The sequence below is a fragment of the Allgaiera indica genome (assembly GCF_900106675.1).
GTDB lineage: Bacteria > Pseudomonadota > Alphaproteobacteria > Rhodobacterales > Rhodobacteraceae > Acidimangrovimonas > Acidimangrovimonas indica.
Genome location: NZ_FNOB01000001.1, coordinates 180,022 through 196,297 on the forward strand (window position 1 = coordinate 180,022; position 16,276 = coordinate 196,297).

Sequence of the window (16,276 nt, forward strand, 5' to 3'; positions counted from 1 at the left end):
TATCATCCTGGGGCCCCGAAGGCACCGGGGCCGCGCAGGTTGGCGTGGCGATTCACGTCCTTGTAGAGCAGGTAGCGGAAAGGGCCGGGGCCGGCGGCGTAGCAGGCTTGGGGGCAATAGGCGCGCAGCCACATGAAATCGCCCGCCTCGACCTCGACCCAGTCGCGGTTGAGCTTATAGGCCGCGCGGCCCTCAAGCACGTAGAGACCATGCTCCATCACATGGGTTTCCTCGAAGGGGATCAGGCCGCCGGGCTGGAAGGTGACGATGTTGACATGCATGTCGTGGCGCAGATCGTCGGGGGCGACGAAGCGGGTGGTGGCCCAGCGCCCCCCGGTGTCGGGCATCGGGATCGGGGCGATATCGGCCTCGTTGGCGACGAAGGCCCCGGGGGCGGGCAGGCCCGGGGCGGGTTGATAGAGCTTGCGGATCCAGTGGAAGCGCAGGGGGGTGTCGCCGGGGTTCGCCACGCGCCAATCGCTGCCGGGCGGGAGATAGGCATAGCCGCCGGGGCCCAGTGCATGGGCCCGACCTGCGAGGATCAGCGTCATCGCGCCCTCGGTAACGAACAGCACATGCTGGGCGCCGATTTCGGAATCGGGCGCGTCGGAACCGCCGCCGGGGGCGACCTCCATCACATATTGGCTGAAGGTTTCGGCGAAACCCGAAAGCGGCCGCGCGATGATCCAGGCGCGGGTGCCGGTCCAGCCCGGCAGGAAGGAGGTGACGATGTCAGAGAACACCCCCTTTGGGATCACCGCATAGGCCTCGGTGAAGACCGCGCGGCCAGTCATCAGCGCGGTCTGTGGCGGCAGGCCGCCATGCGGGGCGTAGTAATTGCTCATGCCAGCATGTCCTTCAGGCGCAGTTCCGCGATACGTTCGACCTGGGTGCAGGCCTCGGCGAATTCGGCGTCGCTGTCGTTGGCAAGGCGGCGCTCAAAGGCCGCAAGGATGCCCGCCTTGTCATGGTCGCGCACCGCGATGATGAAGGGAAATCCGTGCTTTTCCATGTATCTGGCGTTCAGATCCTCGAAACGAGCGCGCTCGGCATCGGTCAGGGCGTCAAGCCCTGCGCTGGCCTGTTCTCTGGTCGAATCCGCGGTCAGCCGCCGGGCCTGGGCAAGCTTTCCGGCCAGGTCCGGGTGGGCCTTGAGCACGCCCAGCCGTTCCTCGGGGCGTGCGGCGCGGAAGATGCGGCACAGCGCGCTGTGTACGCCGGTCGGCGTGTCATGCGCCGGGCCCAGTTCCAGTCCCCAGGCGCGGTCGGCGATCCAGGGGGAATGTTCGAACACACCCCCGAAGCGCGCGACAAAGCTGTCGCGCGACATGGCCGAGGGGCGCTCGAGCCGCCGGTGGGGGTGGTGCCGGGCCCAGTGGCGCGCGATGTCGAGGCGGCGCGGGAACCAGACGCCCTCATGCGCCATCGCATGATCGAGGAACCGCGACAGCCCGGCGATCTTTCCCGGGCGCCCGATCAGACGGTTGTGCAGCCCGATCGACATCATCTTCGCCGCCCCCGCCGCGCCCTCGGCATAGAGCACGTCGAAGGCGTCGCGCAGATAGGTGAAGAACTGTTCCCCCGTGATCCAGCCGGGCGAGGTGGCGAAGCGCATGTCGTTGGCTTCCAGCGTGTAGGGGATGATCAGCTGGTCTCGGTCCCCGACCTCGATCCAGTGGGGCAGGTCGTCGTCATAGGTGTCGGAGATATAGGCGAACCCGCCCTCCTCGGCCGCCAGGCGCACGGTATTGGCGCTGCAGCGCCCGGTGTACCAGCCCAGCGGGCGTTCTCCGACCACCTCGGTATGCAGGCGGATGGCTTGCGCGATGGCGGCGCGTTCCTCGGCCTCGGGCATGTCCTTGTGCTCGACCCATTTCAGGCCGTGAGAGGCGATCTCCCACCCTGCCGCCTTCATCGCCGCGACCTGTTCGGGCGCGCGGGCGAGTGCGGTGGCGACGCCATAGATCGTCAGCGGGATGTCGCGGGCGGTGAACAGACGGTGCAGGCGCCAGAACCCGGCCCGGGCGCCGTATTCGTAGATCGATTCCATGTTCCAGTGGCGCTGGCCCGGCCACGGCGCGGCGCCGGCGATGTCGGACAGGAAGGCCTCGGACGCCGCGTCGCCGTGGAGGATGGAATTCTCGCCACCCTCCTCGTAGTTCAGCACGATCTGCACCGCGATCTTCGCGCCGCCTGGCCAGGCGGCATCGGGCGGGTTGGCGCCGTATCCCAGCATGTTGCGCGGATAGCGGTTCATCGTGGTCTCCCTGCCATGCCTCGCGGGTTTCTAGCGTGGATCCGCGGGCCGGTTTTTCAAATTCTCGCAGAAAGTCCTATCTTGGCGCCGGCGGGTCGCGCCGCGCAAGCGCCCGCGGCAGGATTGCGCAAGGAATGTTCACGGAAAGGGAACCCCGATGCCCGAGGGATATCTGACGACCCATGTGCTTGACACCGCGCGGGGCCGGCCTGCGCAGGGGCTGGAAATCACCCTGTTCCGCCTTGGCGGCGCCGGCCCCGAGAAGATCGCCGCGGCGGTGACCAATGCCGATGGCCGCACCGATGCGCCGATCCTGCCCCGCGCGCAATTCGCGGCGGGCAGCTATGAGCTGGTGTTCTTCGCCGGTGCCTATCTTCGCCGCACCGGACAGGCGGGGGCGGATCCGCTGTTTCTGGACGTGATCCCGATCCGGTTCGGCATCAGCGACGCGGACAGCCATTACCACGTGCCCTTGCTGCTGTCGCCGCATGGCTATTCCACCTATCGTGGCAGCTAGAGCGCAGGCCGCCGCGTTGACAGGGCCGTGGCGGTCGCGCATGACGACAGGGCGCGGGTTACCGGAGGCTGGTGAATGAAAATCGCGATGATCGGCACGGGCTATGTCGGCCTGGTGTCCGGGGTCTGTTTCTCGGATTTCGGGCATGAGGTGGTTTGCGTCGACAAGGATCCGGCAAAGATCGCCAAGCTAGAGGCCGGCAAGGTGCCGATCTACGAGCCGGGGCTTGAGGCGCTGATGGCCAAGAACGTAGAGGCCGGACGGCTGAGCTTCACCCGCGATCTGAAATCGGCGGTGGACGGGGCCGAGGCGATCTTCATCGCGGTCGGCACGCCGACGCGGCGCGGCGATGGCCATGCCGATCTGACCTATGTGATGAACGCGGCCGAAGAGATCGCCGGCGCGCTGACCGGCTACGCCGTGGTGGTGACCAAATCGACCGTGCCGGTTGGCACCAACAGGCAGGTCAAGGAAGCGATCGCCAGGGCCAATCCCGGCGCCGGTTTCGACGTGGCCTCGAACCCGGAATTCCTGCGCGAGGGCGCCGCGATCGACGATTTCATGCGCCCCGACCGCGTGGTCGTGGGCGTAGAGAGCGAACGCGCGAAAGTGGTGATGGGCGAGATCTACCGCCCCCTGTTCCTGCGCGAATTTCCGATCGTCTATACCGATCTGGAATCGGCCGAGATGATCAAATATGCGGCCAACGCCTTTCTGGCGACCAAGATCACCTTCATCAACGAGATCGCGGCGCTGTGCGAGCGGGTGGGCGCGGACGTGAAGGCGGTGTCGAAGGGCATGGGGCTGGACGGGCGGATCGGCAACAAGTTCCTGCATGCCGGGCCGGGCTATGGCGGGTCGTGCTTTCCCAAGGACACGCGGGCGCTGGCGCGGATCGGGCAGGATCATTCGATGCCGCAGCAGATCGTCGAGACGGTAATCGCGGTGAACGAGGAAATGAAGCGGCGGATGATCGACCGGATCGTCGATCTTTGCGACGGCTCGGTGAACGGCAAGACGATCGCGGTGCTGGGGGTGACGTTCAAGCCCAACACCGACGACATGCGCGAGGCGCCCGCGCTGACCATAGTGCCCGCGCTGGTGGGCGGCGGCGCCAGGGTAAAGGTGGTCGATCCGCAGGGCCGCAAGGAGGGCGAGGCGCTGCTGCCCGGGGTGACCTGGTGCGACGATGCCTATGCCGCGGCGCAGGGGGCGGAAGCGGTGGTGATCTTGACCGAATGGAACGAGTTCCGGGCGCTGGACCTGAAGCGCCTGGCCACGGGGATGGCGGCGCCGCGGATGGCAGACCTGCGCAATATCTATTCGGCGCGCGACGCCACGCGCGCGGGATTTGCGGCCTATATCAGCGTCGGGCGCTAGGCAGGTTGCGTTTCTCGGCGCCGGGGTTGTTATCCCCGGATCCCCGCGGGAACCCCGAGCCAGCAAGAATGCGCAACGCGATCGTCGCCCTGCCAAGCGGTTTCCGCGGCCGTGCCGCAGGCCCCGGCCCGAGGGGCCGCACGCGCACCGAGACGGACCCCCTTGGGGCGCGATCGGCGGTTTTGGCGGGCGCGCAACTTGCGCTAGACTGCCGCAAGAACGACATGAGGACGACATGGGCGATTCCGAACAGATTCGAAACGCGCTGGCGATTCTGATACCGGTCGTCGTGCTGGTGCTGATCGCGGCGGCGGTGCCGCTCTGGCTGGCCCGGCGGCTGGGCCACGATCTGCGCGCCCGCGCGGTGAACATCGCGGTCTCGTCGCTGGCCATGCTGGTTCTTTCGGGCGGCTATTTCGCGGTGCTCTATCTGCTGGAAGCGCCGGGCGTCGCGGGCGCGATCGGCGCGCAGCCGGTACAGGCGGCGGCCCATTTCCTTTGGCTCGGTCTGATGGCGGGGCTGGTCTGGGCGCCGGTGGTGGTTCTGGCCGCAACCCTGCGGCCCGGCCAAGGGCGCAGGTGACAAGATGGGCTTCGCCCGCGCACTTCTGCTGGGCTTCGGGATCCTGACCGTGTTCTATGTGCTGATCTCTCTTTACGCGCGCTCACTGGTGCGCGAACGGCTGGAGAAACAGCTGCAGGCAGAACATCCCGGGCTGGGCGGCGCAGAGCGGAACGCCTATATCGAGGCCGGCATGGCCACCTACCGTCGATCCTTGCGCCGCAAGCTGATCCTGGGGGTATATGTCGTGCCACTGCTGGCGGTTGCCGCGATCGCCTATTTCATCAACCGGCAATAGGGGCGGGAATGCGACGCACTTTCAAATGGGGCTTCATCGGGGTGATGGTGCTGATCGTCGGGCTGTTCCTCGACTACACGCTGCCGCAGCACGACGTGGTGCGCATCACCGACACCTATAACCGGGTGACACCGCTGGGATCGCTGAACCGGCTTTTCTACGCCTCGCCCGATGCCGGCACCAAACCGGGGACCGCGGCGCCCGATATCCGCTTCATCGCCGCGGTGCGGCCCAACGGCAAGGTGATCGTCTATCGCAATGAGGATACCGGCTGGATCTGGCCACCGTTCTTCAAATTCAACAGTTCCAACCTGCAGGCCGAGGCCTCGGCGATGAAATCCACCGCCGATGCGCCGCGCTGGGTGATGGTGACGAATTACGGTTGGCGCATTCCCTTCCTTTCGACCTATCCGAACGCGATCGGCATCCGCGCGGTGTCGGGGCCCGATGTCAAGGTATTCCCCTGGCTCAACATCTTCATCCTGGTCGTGCTGGCGCTGATCGTCGTCTTCTTCTGGCGCATGTGGGTGCGATTTCGCGAACGCACGCTCGATCCGCTCATCGCCGGCGGGCAGGAACGCTGGGACCGGACCGAGGCGCGCGCTGAAAACGCGGCGGCGGATGTGAAGAGCTGGTGGCGGCGGATCATCAGACGCGGGCGGTAAGGGCCGCCGCCGGGGCCGCCTTCGCGTCGCCGCCCGCGTCTGCCAATGGATCGCACCATCGGGTTCGCGGGGGCTCGCCATAGCGGAAACCCGCCCCGGGACCTGGCCTTCATCGCGTGCGCTTGTCAGACCGGGGGACGTCCCTTAGGCTTCGCCGCAACCGGGCACGGACCCGGCGGCAGACAGCGAAGTCAGGGAGCATCCGGGTGGTGAAAAAATCGGGTGGGAAGCGTCTGAGCACGCTGGTCGTGATCGCGGCCCTGGCAGGCGGGGCGGCGGTGGCCCAGGGCAGCGGCTCTGTCACCAAGCAATATGACAACGGCGGCGTCTATACCGGCAGCTTCAAGGACGGCAAGCAGAACGGTCAGGGCACCTACAAGCTGCCCAACGGCTATGAATACACCGGCCAGTGGGTGAATGGAGAGATCAGGGGCCAGGGCACCGCGCGCTTCCCCAACGGCTCGGTCTATGTCGGGCATTTCTTGCAGGGCAAGCCCAACGGCAAGGGCAAGATCACCTTCGCCGACGGATCCACATATGAGGGCGACTGGGTCGACGGCCAGATGACGGGGCAAGGCACGGCGACCTATGCCAACGGCGTGACCTATGTCGGCGGCTTCAAGAACGGGGTGCATGAAGGCCATGGCCGGATGACCGGCAAGGACGGATATGTCTATGACGGTACCTGGGCGAACGGCCAGAAACAGGGCAAGGGCAAGATCACCTATCCCGACGGCACCACCTATGTCGGCGACCTGAACAACGGCAAGCGCGACGGCGAAGGCACCCTGACCATGAAGGACGGCATGGTCTACACCGGCCAGTGGAAGGACGGGCAGATCAACGGCAAGGGCAAGCTGACCCAGCCCAACGGCGATGTCTATGTCGGCGATCTGGTCAACGGCAAGCGCCAGGGCCAAGGCAAGGTCACCTATGCCAACGGCGACATCTACGAAGGCGCCTTCGTCGCCGACAAGCGCCAGGGCCAGGGCACCTTCAAGGGCAAGGACGGCTATGTCTACACCGGCCAGTGGAAGGACGGGCAGATCACCGGCAAGGGTAGTGTCACCTATCCAGACGGCTCCAGCTATACCGGCGATCTGGTCAACGGGCTGGCCGATGGCGGCGGCAAGATCACCTATCCCGACGGCTCGACCTATGAGGGCCAGTGGAAGAAGGGCGTGATCGACGGCAAGGGCGTCGCCCATTACGCCAACGGGCTGACCTATGACGGCACGTTCAAGAACGGCCGCAACGACGGCCAGGGAACGATGACCTATCCGGACGGCTACAAGTATGTCGGCCAGTGGAAGGATGGCCAGCGCGAGGGCCAAGGCACCGCGACCTATCCCGACGGCACCGTCTACACGGGCCATTTCGCCAACGGCCAGCGCGACGGCCAGGGCGAGATCACCATGAAGAACGGCTTCAAGTACACCGGCGAATGGAAGGCCGGGCAGATCGACGGCAAGGGCGTGGCGACCTACGCCAATGGCGATGTCTATGACGGCATGTTCAAGGAAGGCCACCGCGAGGGGCCGGGCGTGATGCATTACGCCTCGGGGCAAGAGGCCTCGGGCGAATGGAAGAACGGTGCCCTGACCGGACAGGACGCGCCCGCCAGCGCCAATGGAACAGAGGCCGCGCCAGACGCCGCCGGCACCAAGGCCCAGACCAAGTCCCAAACCAAGGCCCAGCCCTAGGCCAAAAGGCGGGCTCGGGCGATTGAGGCCCTGCTAGGCCCGCAGGATCGGCCAGAGCGAGGCAACCAGCAGCGCGGCCATCGTCCAGTTGAACAGCGCCAGCCGGCGCGGGCTGGTCAACACCCCGCGGATCTGCCGCCCCATCATCACCCAGGTCGAGATCGACGGCAGGTTCACCGCGCCGAAGACCAGCGCCACCCAAAGCCCGCCCAGGGGGCTTTCGGGCGGCGCATAGGCGGCGATCGCCGTGGTCGCCATCGCCCAGGCCTTGGGGTTCACCCACTGGAAGGCCGCGGCCTGAAGAAAGCTTAGCGGTCGGCCGTTCGCCGCCGCCTGGCCGGGCGGCGCGGCATGGGCGATCTTCCATGCCAGCCACAGCATGAACACCGCGCTGACCGCCTTCAGCACCACATGCAGCGGCGGCCACAGCGCGAAGATCTGCGTCAGCCCCAGCGCCAGCAGCGCCGCCATGAAGACGAAGCCCAGCGCCACGCCCAGCATATGCGGCAGCGTCCGCAGCAATCCGAAATTCGCCCCCGACGCCATCAGCATCAGGTTGTTCGGCCCCGGCGTGATCGACGAGACGAAGGCGAACAGGATCAGGGCAGAGAGGATTTGATAGGTCATGGCCGCAATATCTACCGCCCCATTGACGCAACCTGCTTGCGATCTGCCGCAGGTCCGCGGATAATTCACAACCAATGACGGATCTTGATCGCATTAACGAACATATATTGCGTGAACTCTCCCGCGATGGCCGGATCTCGAATCTGGACCTCGCCGCACGGGTGGGGTTGTCGCCCTCTGCCTGCTTGCGCCGGGTGCAGGAGTTGGAGCGCCGCGGCATCATCCTGGGCTACCGCGCCCGGCTGAACCCAGCGGCGCGCGGCCTTGGTTTCCTGGCCTATGTGACGGTGGGATTGTCGCAGCACACCAAGGCCGCGCAAGAGGCGTTCGAGCGCGCGATCGCCCGGGCCCCACAGGTGACCGAATGCCACAATGTCACCGGCGGCGTCGAATTCCTGCTGCGCGTCGAAGTGGCCGATATTGCGGCCTACAAATCCTTCCACACCGAGATCCTGGGCGCCCTGCCCCAGGTCGCCTCGATCACCTCCTATGTCGTTCTATCCTCGCCCAAGGACGACCGCGCCTGATGCGCCCTCGGGGGTGAAGGGCGGTGCGGCGGCCTCGGCCCGGGTCACGCGTGGCGCGTGGCGAGCGGTGGGCGATTGGCCATGTCGCGATCCTTCCGGCATCGTGGCGCGGCGCGTCAAGACGGGGCGGCCCGCCCATGGTGGGCTGCTCGACTTGCCGCCTCTTGCAGTCGCGCCCACCCTCACCCACATCTTGACGGAGGCCCGCAAGGGAACGTGCCGCGGACAGGGCGTTTCGAACGACGGGTGCTAGCAAAGGAGATACCGATGAACCTGGAAAAGTTCACGGAGCGGTCGCGCGGATTCCTTCAGGCCGCACAAACGATCGCCATGCGGGAAGAGAACCAGCGTCTCGCCCCCGAACATCTGCTGAAGGCCCTCATGGATGACGATCAGGGCCTTGCGTCGAACCTGATCAAGCGCTCGGGGGGGAACCCGTTGCGCGTGGCCGAGGCGGTGGACCTTGCCATCGGCAAACTGCCCAAGGTGTCCGGCGACGCCGGTCAGGTCTATATGGACCCCGCCCTTGGCCGGGTCCTGGACGAGGCCGAGAAGATCGCCAAGAAGGCCGGCGACAGCTTTGTCCCGGTCGAGCGCATCCTGATGGCGCTGGCGATGGTCAAGTCGCCCGCCAAGCAGGCGCTGGAGGCCGGCACGGTGAATGCCCAGGCGCTTAATGCCGCGATCAATGACATCCGCAAGGGCCGCACGGCGGACAGCGCGAGCGCCGAGGAAGGCTACGACGCGCTGAAGAAATACGCCCGCGATCTGACCGAGGCCGCCGAGGAAGGCAAGATCGACCCGATCATCGGCCGCGACGACGAGATCCGGCGCACCATGCAGGTGCTGTCGCGCCGCACCAAGAACAACCCGGTGCTGATCGGCGAACCCGGCGTCGGCAAAACGGCGATCGCCGAGGGGCTGGCGTTGCGCATCGTCAACGGCGACGTGCCCGAAAGCCTGCACAACAAACGCCTCCTGGCGCTGGACATGGGCTCGTTGATCGCCGGTGCCAAGTATCGCGGCGAGTTCGAAGAACGCCTGAAGGCGATCCTGTCCGAGGTCACCGCCGCGGCGGGCGAGATCATCCTGTTCATCGACGAGATGCACACGCTAGTAGGGGCCGGCAAGGCCGACGGCGCGATGGATGCGTCGAACCTGCTGAAACCCGCCCTAGCACGCGGGGAATTGCACTGCGTCGGCGCGACCACGCTGGATGAATACCGCAAGCATGTGGAAAAGGACGCGGCGCTTGCGCGGCGGTTCCAGCCGGTGATGGTCAGCGAACCCACGGTCGAGGACACCATCAGCATCCTGCGCGGCATCAAGGAGAAATACGAGCTTCACCACGGTGTGCGGATCTCGGATTCGGCGCTGGTGGCGGCGGCGACGCTGTCGCATCGCTACATCACCGACCGCTTCCTGCCCGACAAGGCGATCGACCTGGTGGACGAGGCCGCAAGCCGCCTGCGGATGGAGGTGGATTCGAAGCCCGAGGAACTGGACGCGCTGGACCGGCAGATCCTGCAGATGCAGATCGAGGCCGAAGCGCTGCGGCGCGAGGATGACGTGGCGTCGAAGGACCGGCTGGAAAAGCTGGAAAAGGAACTGGCCGAACTGAGCGAGCAATCCTCGGAGATGACGGCTCGGTGGCAGGCCGAGCGCGACAAGCTGGAAGGCGCGCGCGAGTTGAAGGAAAAGCTCGACGCGGCGCGCAGCGAACTGGATGGCGCCAAGCGCGCCGGCAACCTTGCCCGCGCGGGAGAGCTGTCCTACGGAATCATTCCGCAGCTTGAAAAGCAGCTGGCCGAGGCCGAGGCGTCGGAAGGCGATGTGATGGTCGAAGAGGCCGTGCGCCCCGAACAGATCGCCGAGGTGGTGGAACGCTGGACCGGCATCCCCACGTCGAAGATGCTGGAGGGCGAGCGCGAGAAACTGCTGCGCATGGAAGACGAGCTTGCCAAGCGCGTCGTCGGCCAGCGCCAGGCGGTGCGGGCGGTCGCGAATGCCGTGCGTCGGGCGCGCGCGGGCCTCAATGACGAGAACCGGCCCTTGGGGTCTTTCCTGTTCCTTGGGCCCACCGGCGTCGGCAAGACCGAACTGACCAAGGCGGTGGCCGAATACCTGTTCGACGACGACAACGCGATGGTGCGCATCGACATGTCGGAATTCATGGAAAAACACGCTGTCGCCCGCCTGATCGGCGCGCCTCCGGGCTATGTCGGCTATGACGAGGGCGGGGTGCTGACCGAGGCGGTGCGGCGCCGGCCCTATCAGGTGGTGCTGTTCGACGAGGTCGAGAAGGCCCACCCAGACGTGTTCAACGTGCTGTTGCAGGTGCTTGACGATGGCGTGCTGACCGATGGCCAGGGCCGCACGGTCGACTTCAAGCAGACGCTGATCGTGCTGACCTCGAACCTTGGCAGTCAGGCGCTGAGCCAGCTGCCCGAGGGCGCCGACAGTGCCCAGGCCAAGCATGACGTGATGGACGCGGTGCGCGCGCATTTCCGCCCCGAGTTCCTGAACCGTCTGGACGAGACGATCATCTTCGACCGCCTGGGCCGCGAGGACATGAGCGGGATCGTCGAGATCCAACTGCGCCGTCTGGTGAGGCGGCTGGCGGGGCGCAAGATCACGCTCGACCTGAGCCCCTCGGCGCGGCAATGGCTGGCCGACGAGGGCTATGACCCGGTGTTCGGTGCGCGGCCCCTGAAGCGGGTGATCCAGCGTGCGCTGCAGGACCCGCTGGCCGAGATGATCCTGGGCGGCGAGGTTCTGGACGGCTCTACCGTGCCGGTCACCGCCGGATCCGACGGGTTGATCATCGGCGACCGGGTCGGCCGTTCGAACCGGCAGCCGCCGCAGGATGCGGTGGTCCACTGACAGGGGGTAAGGCCGGGGGCAACCCCGGCCTTCTTCGTTCCGTCGCCGCTGGCGGGGGTTTCACACCCCCGCACCCCCGTGGAGTATTTTCGCCAAGATGAAGGACCATGCGTGGGACGGGACCATGCGATCGGTGTTCAGCGGGCGGTGTCCTCTTGTGCCAGCAGCGCGGCCAAGCCTTCGCGGTAGGTCGGATATCGCAGGCTGACGCCCAGTTCGGCCTTGAGGCGGTGGTTTAGCACGCGTTTCGATTCCGCATAGAAGCTGCGCGCCAGCGGCGTCAGATCGGCGGTTGCGAAATCCTCTTCGGGCGGCGGGGCAAGGCCCAGCAGGCGGGCGGCATGGGCGATCACGTCCTCGGGCGGGGCCGGGTCGTCGTCGCAGACATTGTAGATCGCGCCGGGCCGGGGATGCGCGATCGAGGCGGCCAGCACCTGGGCGATATCTTCGACATGGATGCGGCTGAACACCTGGCCCGGCTTTACGATCCGCCGCGCCGTACCTGCGCGGAGCTTTGCAAAGGGTCCGCGCCCGGGGCCGTAGATGCCGGCCAGCCGGAAGATGTGCAGCGGCAGACCCAGCGCCTGCCAGGCGGCCTCGGCCCGTAGCCGGGCTTGGCCGCGCCGGGTCGAGGGCGTCAGCGGCGTCTGCTCGTCCACCCGGCCGCCGCGGTGATCGCCGTAGACCCCGGTGGTCGAGAGGTAGCCGACCCATTCGAGACGCGCCGCCGCTAGCTGGGGCGCAAGTGCCCGCAGGACCGGATCGCCTGCGTCGTCCGGGGCCACCGAAGACAGCAGATGCGTCGCCCGCGCCAGCGCCGGGCCCAGGTCGGCACCGGGCCAGACCAGCGCCTCGACCCCTTCAGCGGCAAGTATTGTCGCGCGTTCGGCGCTGCGGGTGGTGCCGATGACCTGCCAGCCCGGCGGAAGGCTGCGCGTCAGCGCCCGCGCCGAATAGCCGTGGCCAAGGGAAAGAAGCACCTGTGTCATGACGCGGACTATCGCGGCCGGGGGACGCGCCCGCAAGCGCCTGACAACATGTTACGAAATTATGTTGAATTATAATCATTCGTAACATATGATCGAATCCGGGAAGGCCCGACTCGCGGGCCAGGGAGGCTTGGATGTATTCTCAGGGATTGATCGGGGCCGATGGCCGGACCGAGGAGGACGCGGCATTCCTGGCCGCGTTCCAGGCGCGTATCGACGCGGAAGAGAAGATCGAGCCGAAGGACGCGATGCCCGAAGGCTATCGCCGCACGCTGGTCCGGCAGATCGGTCAGCATGCCCATTCCGAAATCGTCGGGATGCTGCCCGAGGGCAACTGGATCACCCGCGCGCCCAGCCTGCGCCGCAAGGCGGCCCTTCTGGCCAAGGTGCAGGACGAGGGCGGGCATGGCCTGTATCTTTATTCCGCGGCCGAGACACTGGGCGTCAGCCGCGAACAGATGACCGAGGAATTGTTGTCCGGCAAGGCCAAGTATTCCTCTATCTTCAACTATCCGACGCTGAGCTGGGCCGATATCGGCATCATCGGCTGGCTGGTTGATGGCGCGGCGATCATGAACCAGATCCCGCTGTGCCGATGCTCGTTCGGCCCCTATGCACGGGCGATGATCCGGGTCTGCAAGGAGGAGAGCTTTCACCAGCGTCAAGGCTACGAGATCGTCATGACGCTGATGCGCGGGACCGAGGCACAGAAGGCGATGGCGCAGGACGCACTGGATCGGTGGTGGTGGCCGGCGCTGATGATGTTCGGGCCCCATGACAGCGAGAGCGCGCATTCCGAGCAGTCCATGGCCTGGAAGATCAAGCGGTTTTCCAACGATGCGCTGCGGCAGAAGTTCATTGATGCGACCGTCCCGCAGGCCGAGTTCCTGGGGCTGAAGGTGCCGGACCCGGACATGGTGTGGGACGCGGGCCTGAACGACGGCCAGGGCGGTTATCGTCATGGCCCGATCGACTGGGACGAATTCTGGCGCGTGGTGAAGGGCGGCGGGGTGATGAACCGCGACCGTATCAGGGCGCGCAGGAAGGCCTGGGAGGATGGCGCCTGGGTGCGCGAGGCCGCGCGGGCCCATGCTTTGAAGCGCGCGGCGCGGAAGGTGGCGGCCGAGTGAGCCAATTGAAACGCCGGCGCCGGGGGTTTTCCACCCCCGGACCCCCGGAGAGTATTTTCACCAAGATGAAAGGGTGAGGAGATGGTTGAGGCAACCCCGCTTTGGGAGGTGTTCATCCGGCCGCGGAACGGGCTTTCGCATCGGCATGTGGGATCGCTTCATGCCGCGGATGAGGTGATGGCGCTGCAGGCGGCGCGCGATGTCTATACCCGGCGGGGCGAGGGCACCTCTATCTGGGTGGTGCCGTCCTTGGCGATCACGGCTTCGGATCCGGACCATGCGGACGAGATGTTCGAGCCGACCGCCGACAAGATCTATCGCCATCCGACCTTCTACGAGATCCCGGAAGAAGTGGGGCACATGTGATGTCGGAGGCTTTCGTCACCGCGCTGCTGGAGCTGGCGGACGATCATCTGGTGCTGGGGCATCGGCTGTCGGAATGGTGCGGCCATGCGCCGATGCTGGAAGAGGATCTGGCCCTGCCCAACATGGCGCTGGACCTGATCGGCGCGGCGCGGGGCCTTTACGCGCGGGCCGGCGAGATCGAGGGCAAGGGCCGCGACGAGGATGACCTGGCCTATCTGCGCGGCGAGCGCGCGTATCTGAACTGCCTGCTGGTCGAACGCGAGAACGGCGATTTCGCCCAGACCATGCTGCGCCAGCTGTATTTCGCGGCGTTCATGGAGCCTTATTGGCGGGCCGCGGCAAGTTCGGATGACCCGGTGCTGCGCGGGATCGCCGCCAAGGCGGTGAAGGAGGTGGCCTATCACATCCGCCATGCCGGCGAATGGGTGGTGCGGATGGGCGACGGCACCGGCGAAAGCGCGCGGCGCATGGCCGAGGCGGTGGAGGAATTGCACCGCTTCACCGATGAATTGTTCTTCTCTTCGCCCGCGGCGGAGGCGGCGGAAGCCGCGGGGCTGTTGCCGGTGCGGGCCGAGACGCGCGGTGCATGGGAGGCCACGATCCGCACCGTCTTCGCCGAGGCGCGGCTGGGCTGGCCGGCGCAGGTCTGGGCCCAACAGGGCGGACGCGCGGGCGCGCATGGCGAGGCTTTGGGCCATTTGCTGGCCGAGATGCAATCGTTGCACCGCGCCCATCCCGGGGCAGCGTGGTGAGCGTCACCGACCTGAGCGAGACGCGCGCCTGGGAGGCCGCGGCCGCCGTGCCGGACCCCGAGATCCCGGTGCTGACGGTGGCGGATCTGGGCATCCTGCGTGGCGTTTCGTTGAAGGATGGCGTCGCCGTGGCGCGGGTCACGCCCACCTATACTGGCTGTCCGGCGGTGCTGGCGATCGAACTGGCCGTCGAGGCCGCGCTGCGCGACGCCGGGTTCGACGCACGGATCGAGCGGGTGATTTCCCCGCCCTGGACAACGGACTGGATCACCGAGGAGGGGCGCGAGAAGCTGCGCGCCTATGGCATCGCGCCGCCGGCGGCGGCCGGCAATTCGGTCCGGGCGCTGTTTGGCGAGACAGTCGTCGCCTGCCCGCGCTGCGGATCGGAAGATACCGAGAAGCTTTCGGAATTTGGCTCGACCCCCTGCAAGGCGCACTACCGCTGCAAGGCCTGCCTGGAACCATTCGAGCATTTCAAATGCATCTGAGGGAGGAAGCCATGTCACACGGGTTTCACAAGCTGACGATCGCCGAGGTCCGGCCCGAGGGCGAAGGTGCCGTCGCCGTGCGCTTTGATCTGCCCGAGGATCTGGCCGAGGCCTTCGCCTTCGTCCCGGGTCAGCATCTGACCTTGCGGCAGGGGGATCTGCGGCGCTCCTATTCCATCGCCTGCGCGCCAGGCGAAGGCCTGAGCGTGGGCATCCGCCGCTTGCCCGGCGGCGCGATGTCGGACCCGGCGCAGGGCTGGCGGCCGGGTGACAGCCTGGAGGTGATGCCGCCCGAGGGCCGCTTCATGCTGGGCGAGGAACGGGATCTGCTGCTGATCTCGGCGGGCTCGGGGATTACGCCGATGATGGCGATCGCCAAGGCGGCCCTGGCGCGCGGCGGGCGGGTGACGCTGGTCTATGGCAACCGCGGGATCGGCACGATCATGTTCCGCGACACGCTGGACGCGCTGAAGGACCGCTATCTTGACCGTTTCACCCTGATCCATGTGCTCAGCCGCGAAGGCCAGGACGTGCCGCTGCTCGAGGGCCGGATCGACGGCGCCAAGATCGCCCAGCTGGCGCGGGCGGGCGCGATCGATCCGACCGGCGCGGACGGGGTGTTCCTGTGCGGGCCCGGCGCGATGATCGAGGCGGCGCAGGCCGCGCTGCTGGATCTGGGCGTCGCCCCCGGCAAGATCCACCACGAATATTTCACCCCCGCCGAGGGCAGCGCGCCGCCGCGCGCGCCGGTCCCGCGCCCGGCCGAAGGCGTCGCGGTAGAGGTGATCCTTGACGGCGCGCGGCGCAGCTTCCGGCTGGAGGCCGAGGACGAGGACCTGATCGCCGCCGCGCATCGTGCGGGGGTGGAACTGCCCTGGTCCTGCCGGGGGGGCATGTGCTGCACCTGCCGCTGCAAGCGCGTCGAGGGCGAAGTGGAGATGGCGCAGAACTGGTCGCTCGAACCTTGGGAAATCGAGGCCGGCTATGTGCTGGGCTGTCAGGCGCAGCCCAAGGGCGACAAGCTGGTGCTGGATTTCGACGCGGCCTGAGGTGGCGCGCGTGCCCCCCGCGGGGCATCTTCGCGAAGGGAAAAGGGCAACAGAAAGACCCGGCCCTTTGCGGGAAAGAGTGT

17 protein-coding genes are annotated in these 16,276 nt (G+C 66.8%); 13 read left to right on the plus strand and 4 right to left on the minus strand.

Annotated features, from left to right (window positions below):
- Positions 1 to 2 precede the first annotated feature (2 nt).
- Together BLV97_RS00820 and puuE are read right to left on the minus strand one after the other, a co-directional pair.
- Entirely contained in the window at positions 3 to 845 is an 843-nt protein-coding gene (locus BLV97_RS00820) for a bifunctional allantoicase/(S)-ureidoglycine aminohydrolase (protein ID WP_035845913.1), read from the minus strand.
- The gene (gene puuE, locus BLV97_RS00825) at positions 842 to 2,257 is read right to left on the minus strand and encodes an allantoinase PuuE (protein WP_035845911.1); all 1,416 of its coding nucleotides are present in this window, start codon (positions 2,255 to 2,257) and stop codon (positions 842 to 844) included. The genes BLV97_RS00820 and puuE overlap by 4 nt, the downstream gene beginning before the upstream one ends.
- 157 nt (positions 2,258 to 2,414) lie before the next feature.
- Between puuE and uraH the strand changes: the two genes are divergently transcribed.
- The 6 genes from uraH (at position 2,415) to BLV97_RS00855 (ending at position 7,382) form a co-directional block, all read left to right on the plus strand.
- Entirely contained in the window at positions 2,415 to 2,774 is a 360-nt protein-coding gene (gene uraH / locus BLV97_RS00830) for a hydroxyisourate hydrolase (RefSeq protein ID WP_035845909.1), read from the plus strand.
- Positions 2,775 to 2,849: 75 nt separating this feature from the next.
- Complete coding sequence (locus BLV97_RS00835; protein ID WP_035845907.1) at positions 2,850 to 4,154, plus strand: UDP-glucose dehydrogenase family protein; 1,305 nt, start codon at positions 2,850 to 2,852, stop codon at positions 4,152 to 4,154.
- Positions 4,155 to 4,389: 235 nt separating this feature from the next.
- The gene (locus tag BLV97_RS00840; RefSeq protein ID WP_035845905.1) at positions 4,390 to 4,737 is read left to right on the plus strand and encodes a hypothetical protein; all 348 of its coding nucleotides are present in this window, start codon (positions 4,390 to 4,392) and stop codon (positions 4,735 to 4,737) included.
- 4 nt (positions 4,738 to 4,741) lie between these two features.
- Entirely contained in the window at positions 4,742 to 5,014 is a 273-nt protein-coding gene (locus BLV97_RS00845; RefSeq protein WP_035845903.1) for a hypothetical protein, read from the plus strand.
- 8 nt (positions 5,015 to 5,022) lie between these two features.
- Positions 5,023 to 5,679, plus strand: a complete 657-nt coding sequence (locus tag BLV97_RS00850) for a DUF1523 family protein (protein ID WP_051646271.1) — start codon at positions 5,023 to 5,025, stop codon at positions 5,677 to 5,679.
- 209 nt (positions 5,680 to 5,888) lie between these two features.
- A complete protein-coding gene (locus tag BLV97_RS00855; protein ID WP_373296439.1) occupies positions 5,889 to 7,382 on the plus strand; it encodes an MORN repeat-containing protein in 1,494 nt (497 codons plus the stop codon).
- A gap of 33 nt (positions 7,383 to 7,415) precedes the next feature.
- On the opposite strand, the gene BLV97_RS00860 is transcribed toward BLV97_RS00855, so the two are convergent.
- Complete coding sequence (locus tag BLV97_RS00860; RefSeq protein ID WP_035845901.1) at positions 7,416 to 8,009, minus strand: LysE family translocator; 594 nt, start codon at positions 8,007 to 8,009, stop codon at positions 7,416 to 7,418.
- A 74-nt stretch (positions 8,010 to 8,083) separates the two neighbouring features.
- Here BLV97_RS00860 and BLV97_RS00865 point away from each other — a divergent pair, with 74 nt between their 5' ends.
- Both BLV97_RS00865 and clpB read left to right on the plus strand, forming a co-directional pair.
- Positions 8,084 to 8,536 carry an Lrp/AsnC family transcriptional regulator gene (locus tag BLV97_RS00865; RefSeq protein WP_035845899.1) on the plus strand — a complete coding sequence of 151 codons (453 nt, stop codon included), beginning with the start codon at positions 8,084 to 8,086 and terminating at the stop codon, positions 8,534 to 8,536.
- A gap of 267 nt (positions 8,537 to 8,803) precedes the next feature.
- Positions 8,804 to 11,419, plus strand: coding sequence for an ATP-dependent chaperone ClpB (clpB, locus tag BLV97_RS00870; RefSeq protein WP_035845897.1), 2,616 nt, complete (start codon positions 8,804 to 8,806; stop codon positions 11,417 to 11,419).
- 137 nt (positions 11,420 to 11,556) lie between these two features.
- Here clpB and BLV97_RS00875 read toward each other — a convergent pair whose 3' ends face one another.
- Positions 11,557 to 12,408, minus strand: a complete 852-nt coding sequence (locus BLV97_RS00875) for an SDR family oxidoreductase (RefSeq protein WP_035845895.1) — start codon at positions 12,406 to 12,408, stop codon at positions 11,557 to 11,559.
- Between the two features lie 134 nt (positions 12,409 to 12,542).
- Here BLV97_RS00875 and paaA point away from each other — a divergent pair, with 134 nt between their 5' ends.
- The 5 genes from paaA to BLV97_RS00900 all read left to right on the plus strand — a co-directional run bounded on the left by paaA (position 12,543) and on the right by BLV97_RS00900 (position 16,193).
- A complete protein-coding gene (gene paaA / locus BLV97_RS00880) occupies positions 12,543 to 13,538 on the plus strand; it encodes a 1,2-phenylacetyl-CoA epoxidase subunit PaaA (protein WP_035845893.1) in 996 nt (331 codons plus the stop codon).
- An 81-nt stretch (positions 13,539 to 13,619) separates the two neighbouring features.
- A complete protein-coding gene (gene paaB, locus BLV97_RS00885; protein WP_035845889.1) occupies positions 13,620 to 13,904 on the plus strand; it encodes a 1,2-phenylacetyl-CoA epoxidase subunit PaaB in 285 nt (94 codons plus the stop codon).
- Entirely contained in the window at positions 13,904 to 14,656 is a 753-nt protein-coding gene (paaC, locus tag BLV97_RS21385; protein WP_035845883.1) for a 1,2-phenylacetyl-CoA epoxidase subunit PaaC, read from the plus strand. Before paaB ends, paaC begins: the two co-directional genes overlap by 1 nt.
- Positions 14,650 to 15,144 carry a 1,2-phenylacetyl-CoA epoxidase subunit PaaD gene (paaD, locus tag BLV97_RS00895; RefSeq protein ID WP_143037467.1) on the plus strand — a complete coding sequence of 165 codons (495 nt, stop codon included), beginning with the start codon at positions 14,650 to 14,652 and terminating at the stop codon, positions 15,142 to 15,144. The genes paaC and paaD overlap by 7 nt, the downstream gene beginning before the upstream one ends.
- A gap of 11 nt (positions 15,145 to 15,155) precedes the next feature.
- Complete coding sequence (locus tag BLV97_RS00900; RefSeq protein ID WP_035845881.1) at positions 15,156 to 16,193, plus strand: 2Fe-2S iron-sulfur cluster-binding protein; 1,038 nt, start codon at positions 15,156 to 15,158, stop codon at positions 16,191 to 16,193.
- Positions 16,194 to 16,276 lie beyond the last annotated feature (83 nt).

What these genes read in the sequence shown, in the direction of transcription:
- BLV97_RS00820 (WP_035845913.1), bottom strand. Translation starts at nt 845, where the DNA reads ATGAGCAATTACTACGCCCCGCATGGCGGCCTGCCGCCACAGACCGCG.
- puuE (WP_035845911.1), bottom strand. Translation starts at nt 2,257, where the DNA reads ATGAACCGCTATCCGCGCAACATGCTGGGATACGGCGCCAACCCGCCC.
- uraH (WP_035845909.1), top strand. Translation starts at nt 2,415, where the DNA reads ATGCCCGAGGGATATCTGACGACCCATGTGCTTGACACCGCGCGGGGC.
- BLV97_RS00835 (WP_035845907.1), top strand. Translation starts at nt 2,850, where the DNA reads ATGAAAATCGCGATGATCGGCACGGGCTATGTCGGCCTGGTGTCCGGG.
- BLV97_RS00840 (WP_035845905.1), top strand. Translation starts at nt 4,390, where the DNA reads ATGGGCGATTCCGAACAGATTCGAAACGCGCTGGCGATTCTGATACCG.
- BLV97_RS00845 (WP_035845903.1), top strand. Translation starts at nt 4,742, where the DNA reads ATGGGCTTCGCCCGCGCACTTCTGCTGGGCTTCGGGATCCTGACCGTG.
- BLV97_RS00850 (WP_051646271.1), top strand. Translation starts at nt 5,023, where the DNA reads ATGCGACGCACTTTCAAATGGGGCTTCATCGGGGTGATGGTGCTGATC.
- BLV97_RS00860 (WP_035845901.1), bottom strand. Translation starts at nt 8,009, where the DNA reads ATGACCTATCAAATCCTCTCTGCCCTGATCCTGTTCGCCTTCGTCTCG.
- BLV97_RS00865 (WP_035845899.1), top strand. Translation starts at nt 8,084, where the DNA reads ATGACGGATCTTGATCGCATTAACGAACATATATTGCGTGAACTCTCC.
- clpB (WP_035845897.1), top strand. Translation starts at nt 8,804, where the DNA reads ATGAACCTGGAAAAGTTCACGGAGCGGTCGCGCGGATTCCTTCAGGCC.
- BLV97_RS00875 (WP_035845895.1), bottom strand. Translation starts at nt 12,408, where the DNA reads ATGACACAGGTGCTTCTTTCCCTTGGCCACGGCTATTCGGCGCGGGCG.
- paaA (WP_035845893.1), top strand. Translation starts at nt 12,543, where the DNA reads ATGTATTCTCAGGGATTGATCGGGGCCGATGGCCGGACCGAGGAGGAC.
- paaB (WP_035845889.1), top strand. Translation starts at nt 13,620, where the DNA reads ATGGTTGAGGCAACCCCGCTTTGGGAGGTGTTCATCCGGCCGCGGAAC.
- paaC (WP_035845883.1), top strand. Translation starts at nt 13,904, where the DNA reads ATGTCGGAGGCTTTCGTCACCGCGCTGCTGGAGCTGGCGGACGATCAT.
- BLV97_RS00900 (WP_035845881.1), top strand. Translation starts at nt 15,156, where the DNA reads ATGTCACACGGGTTTCACAAGCTGACGATCGCCGAGGTCCGGCCCGAG.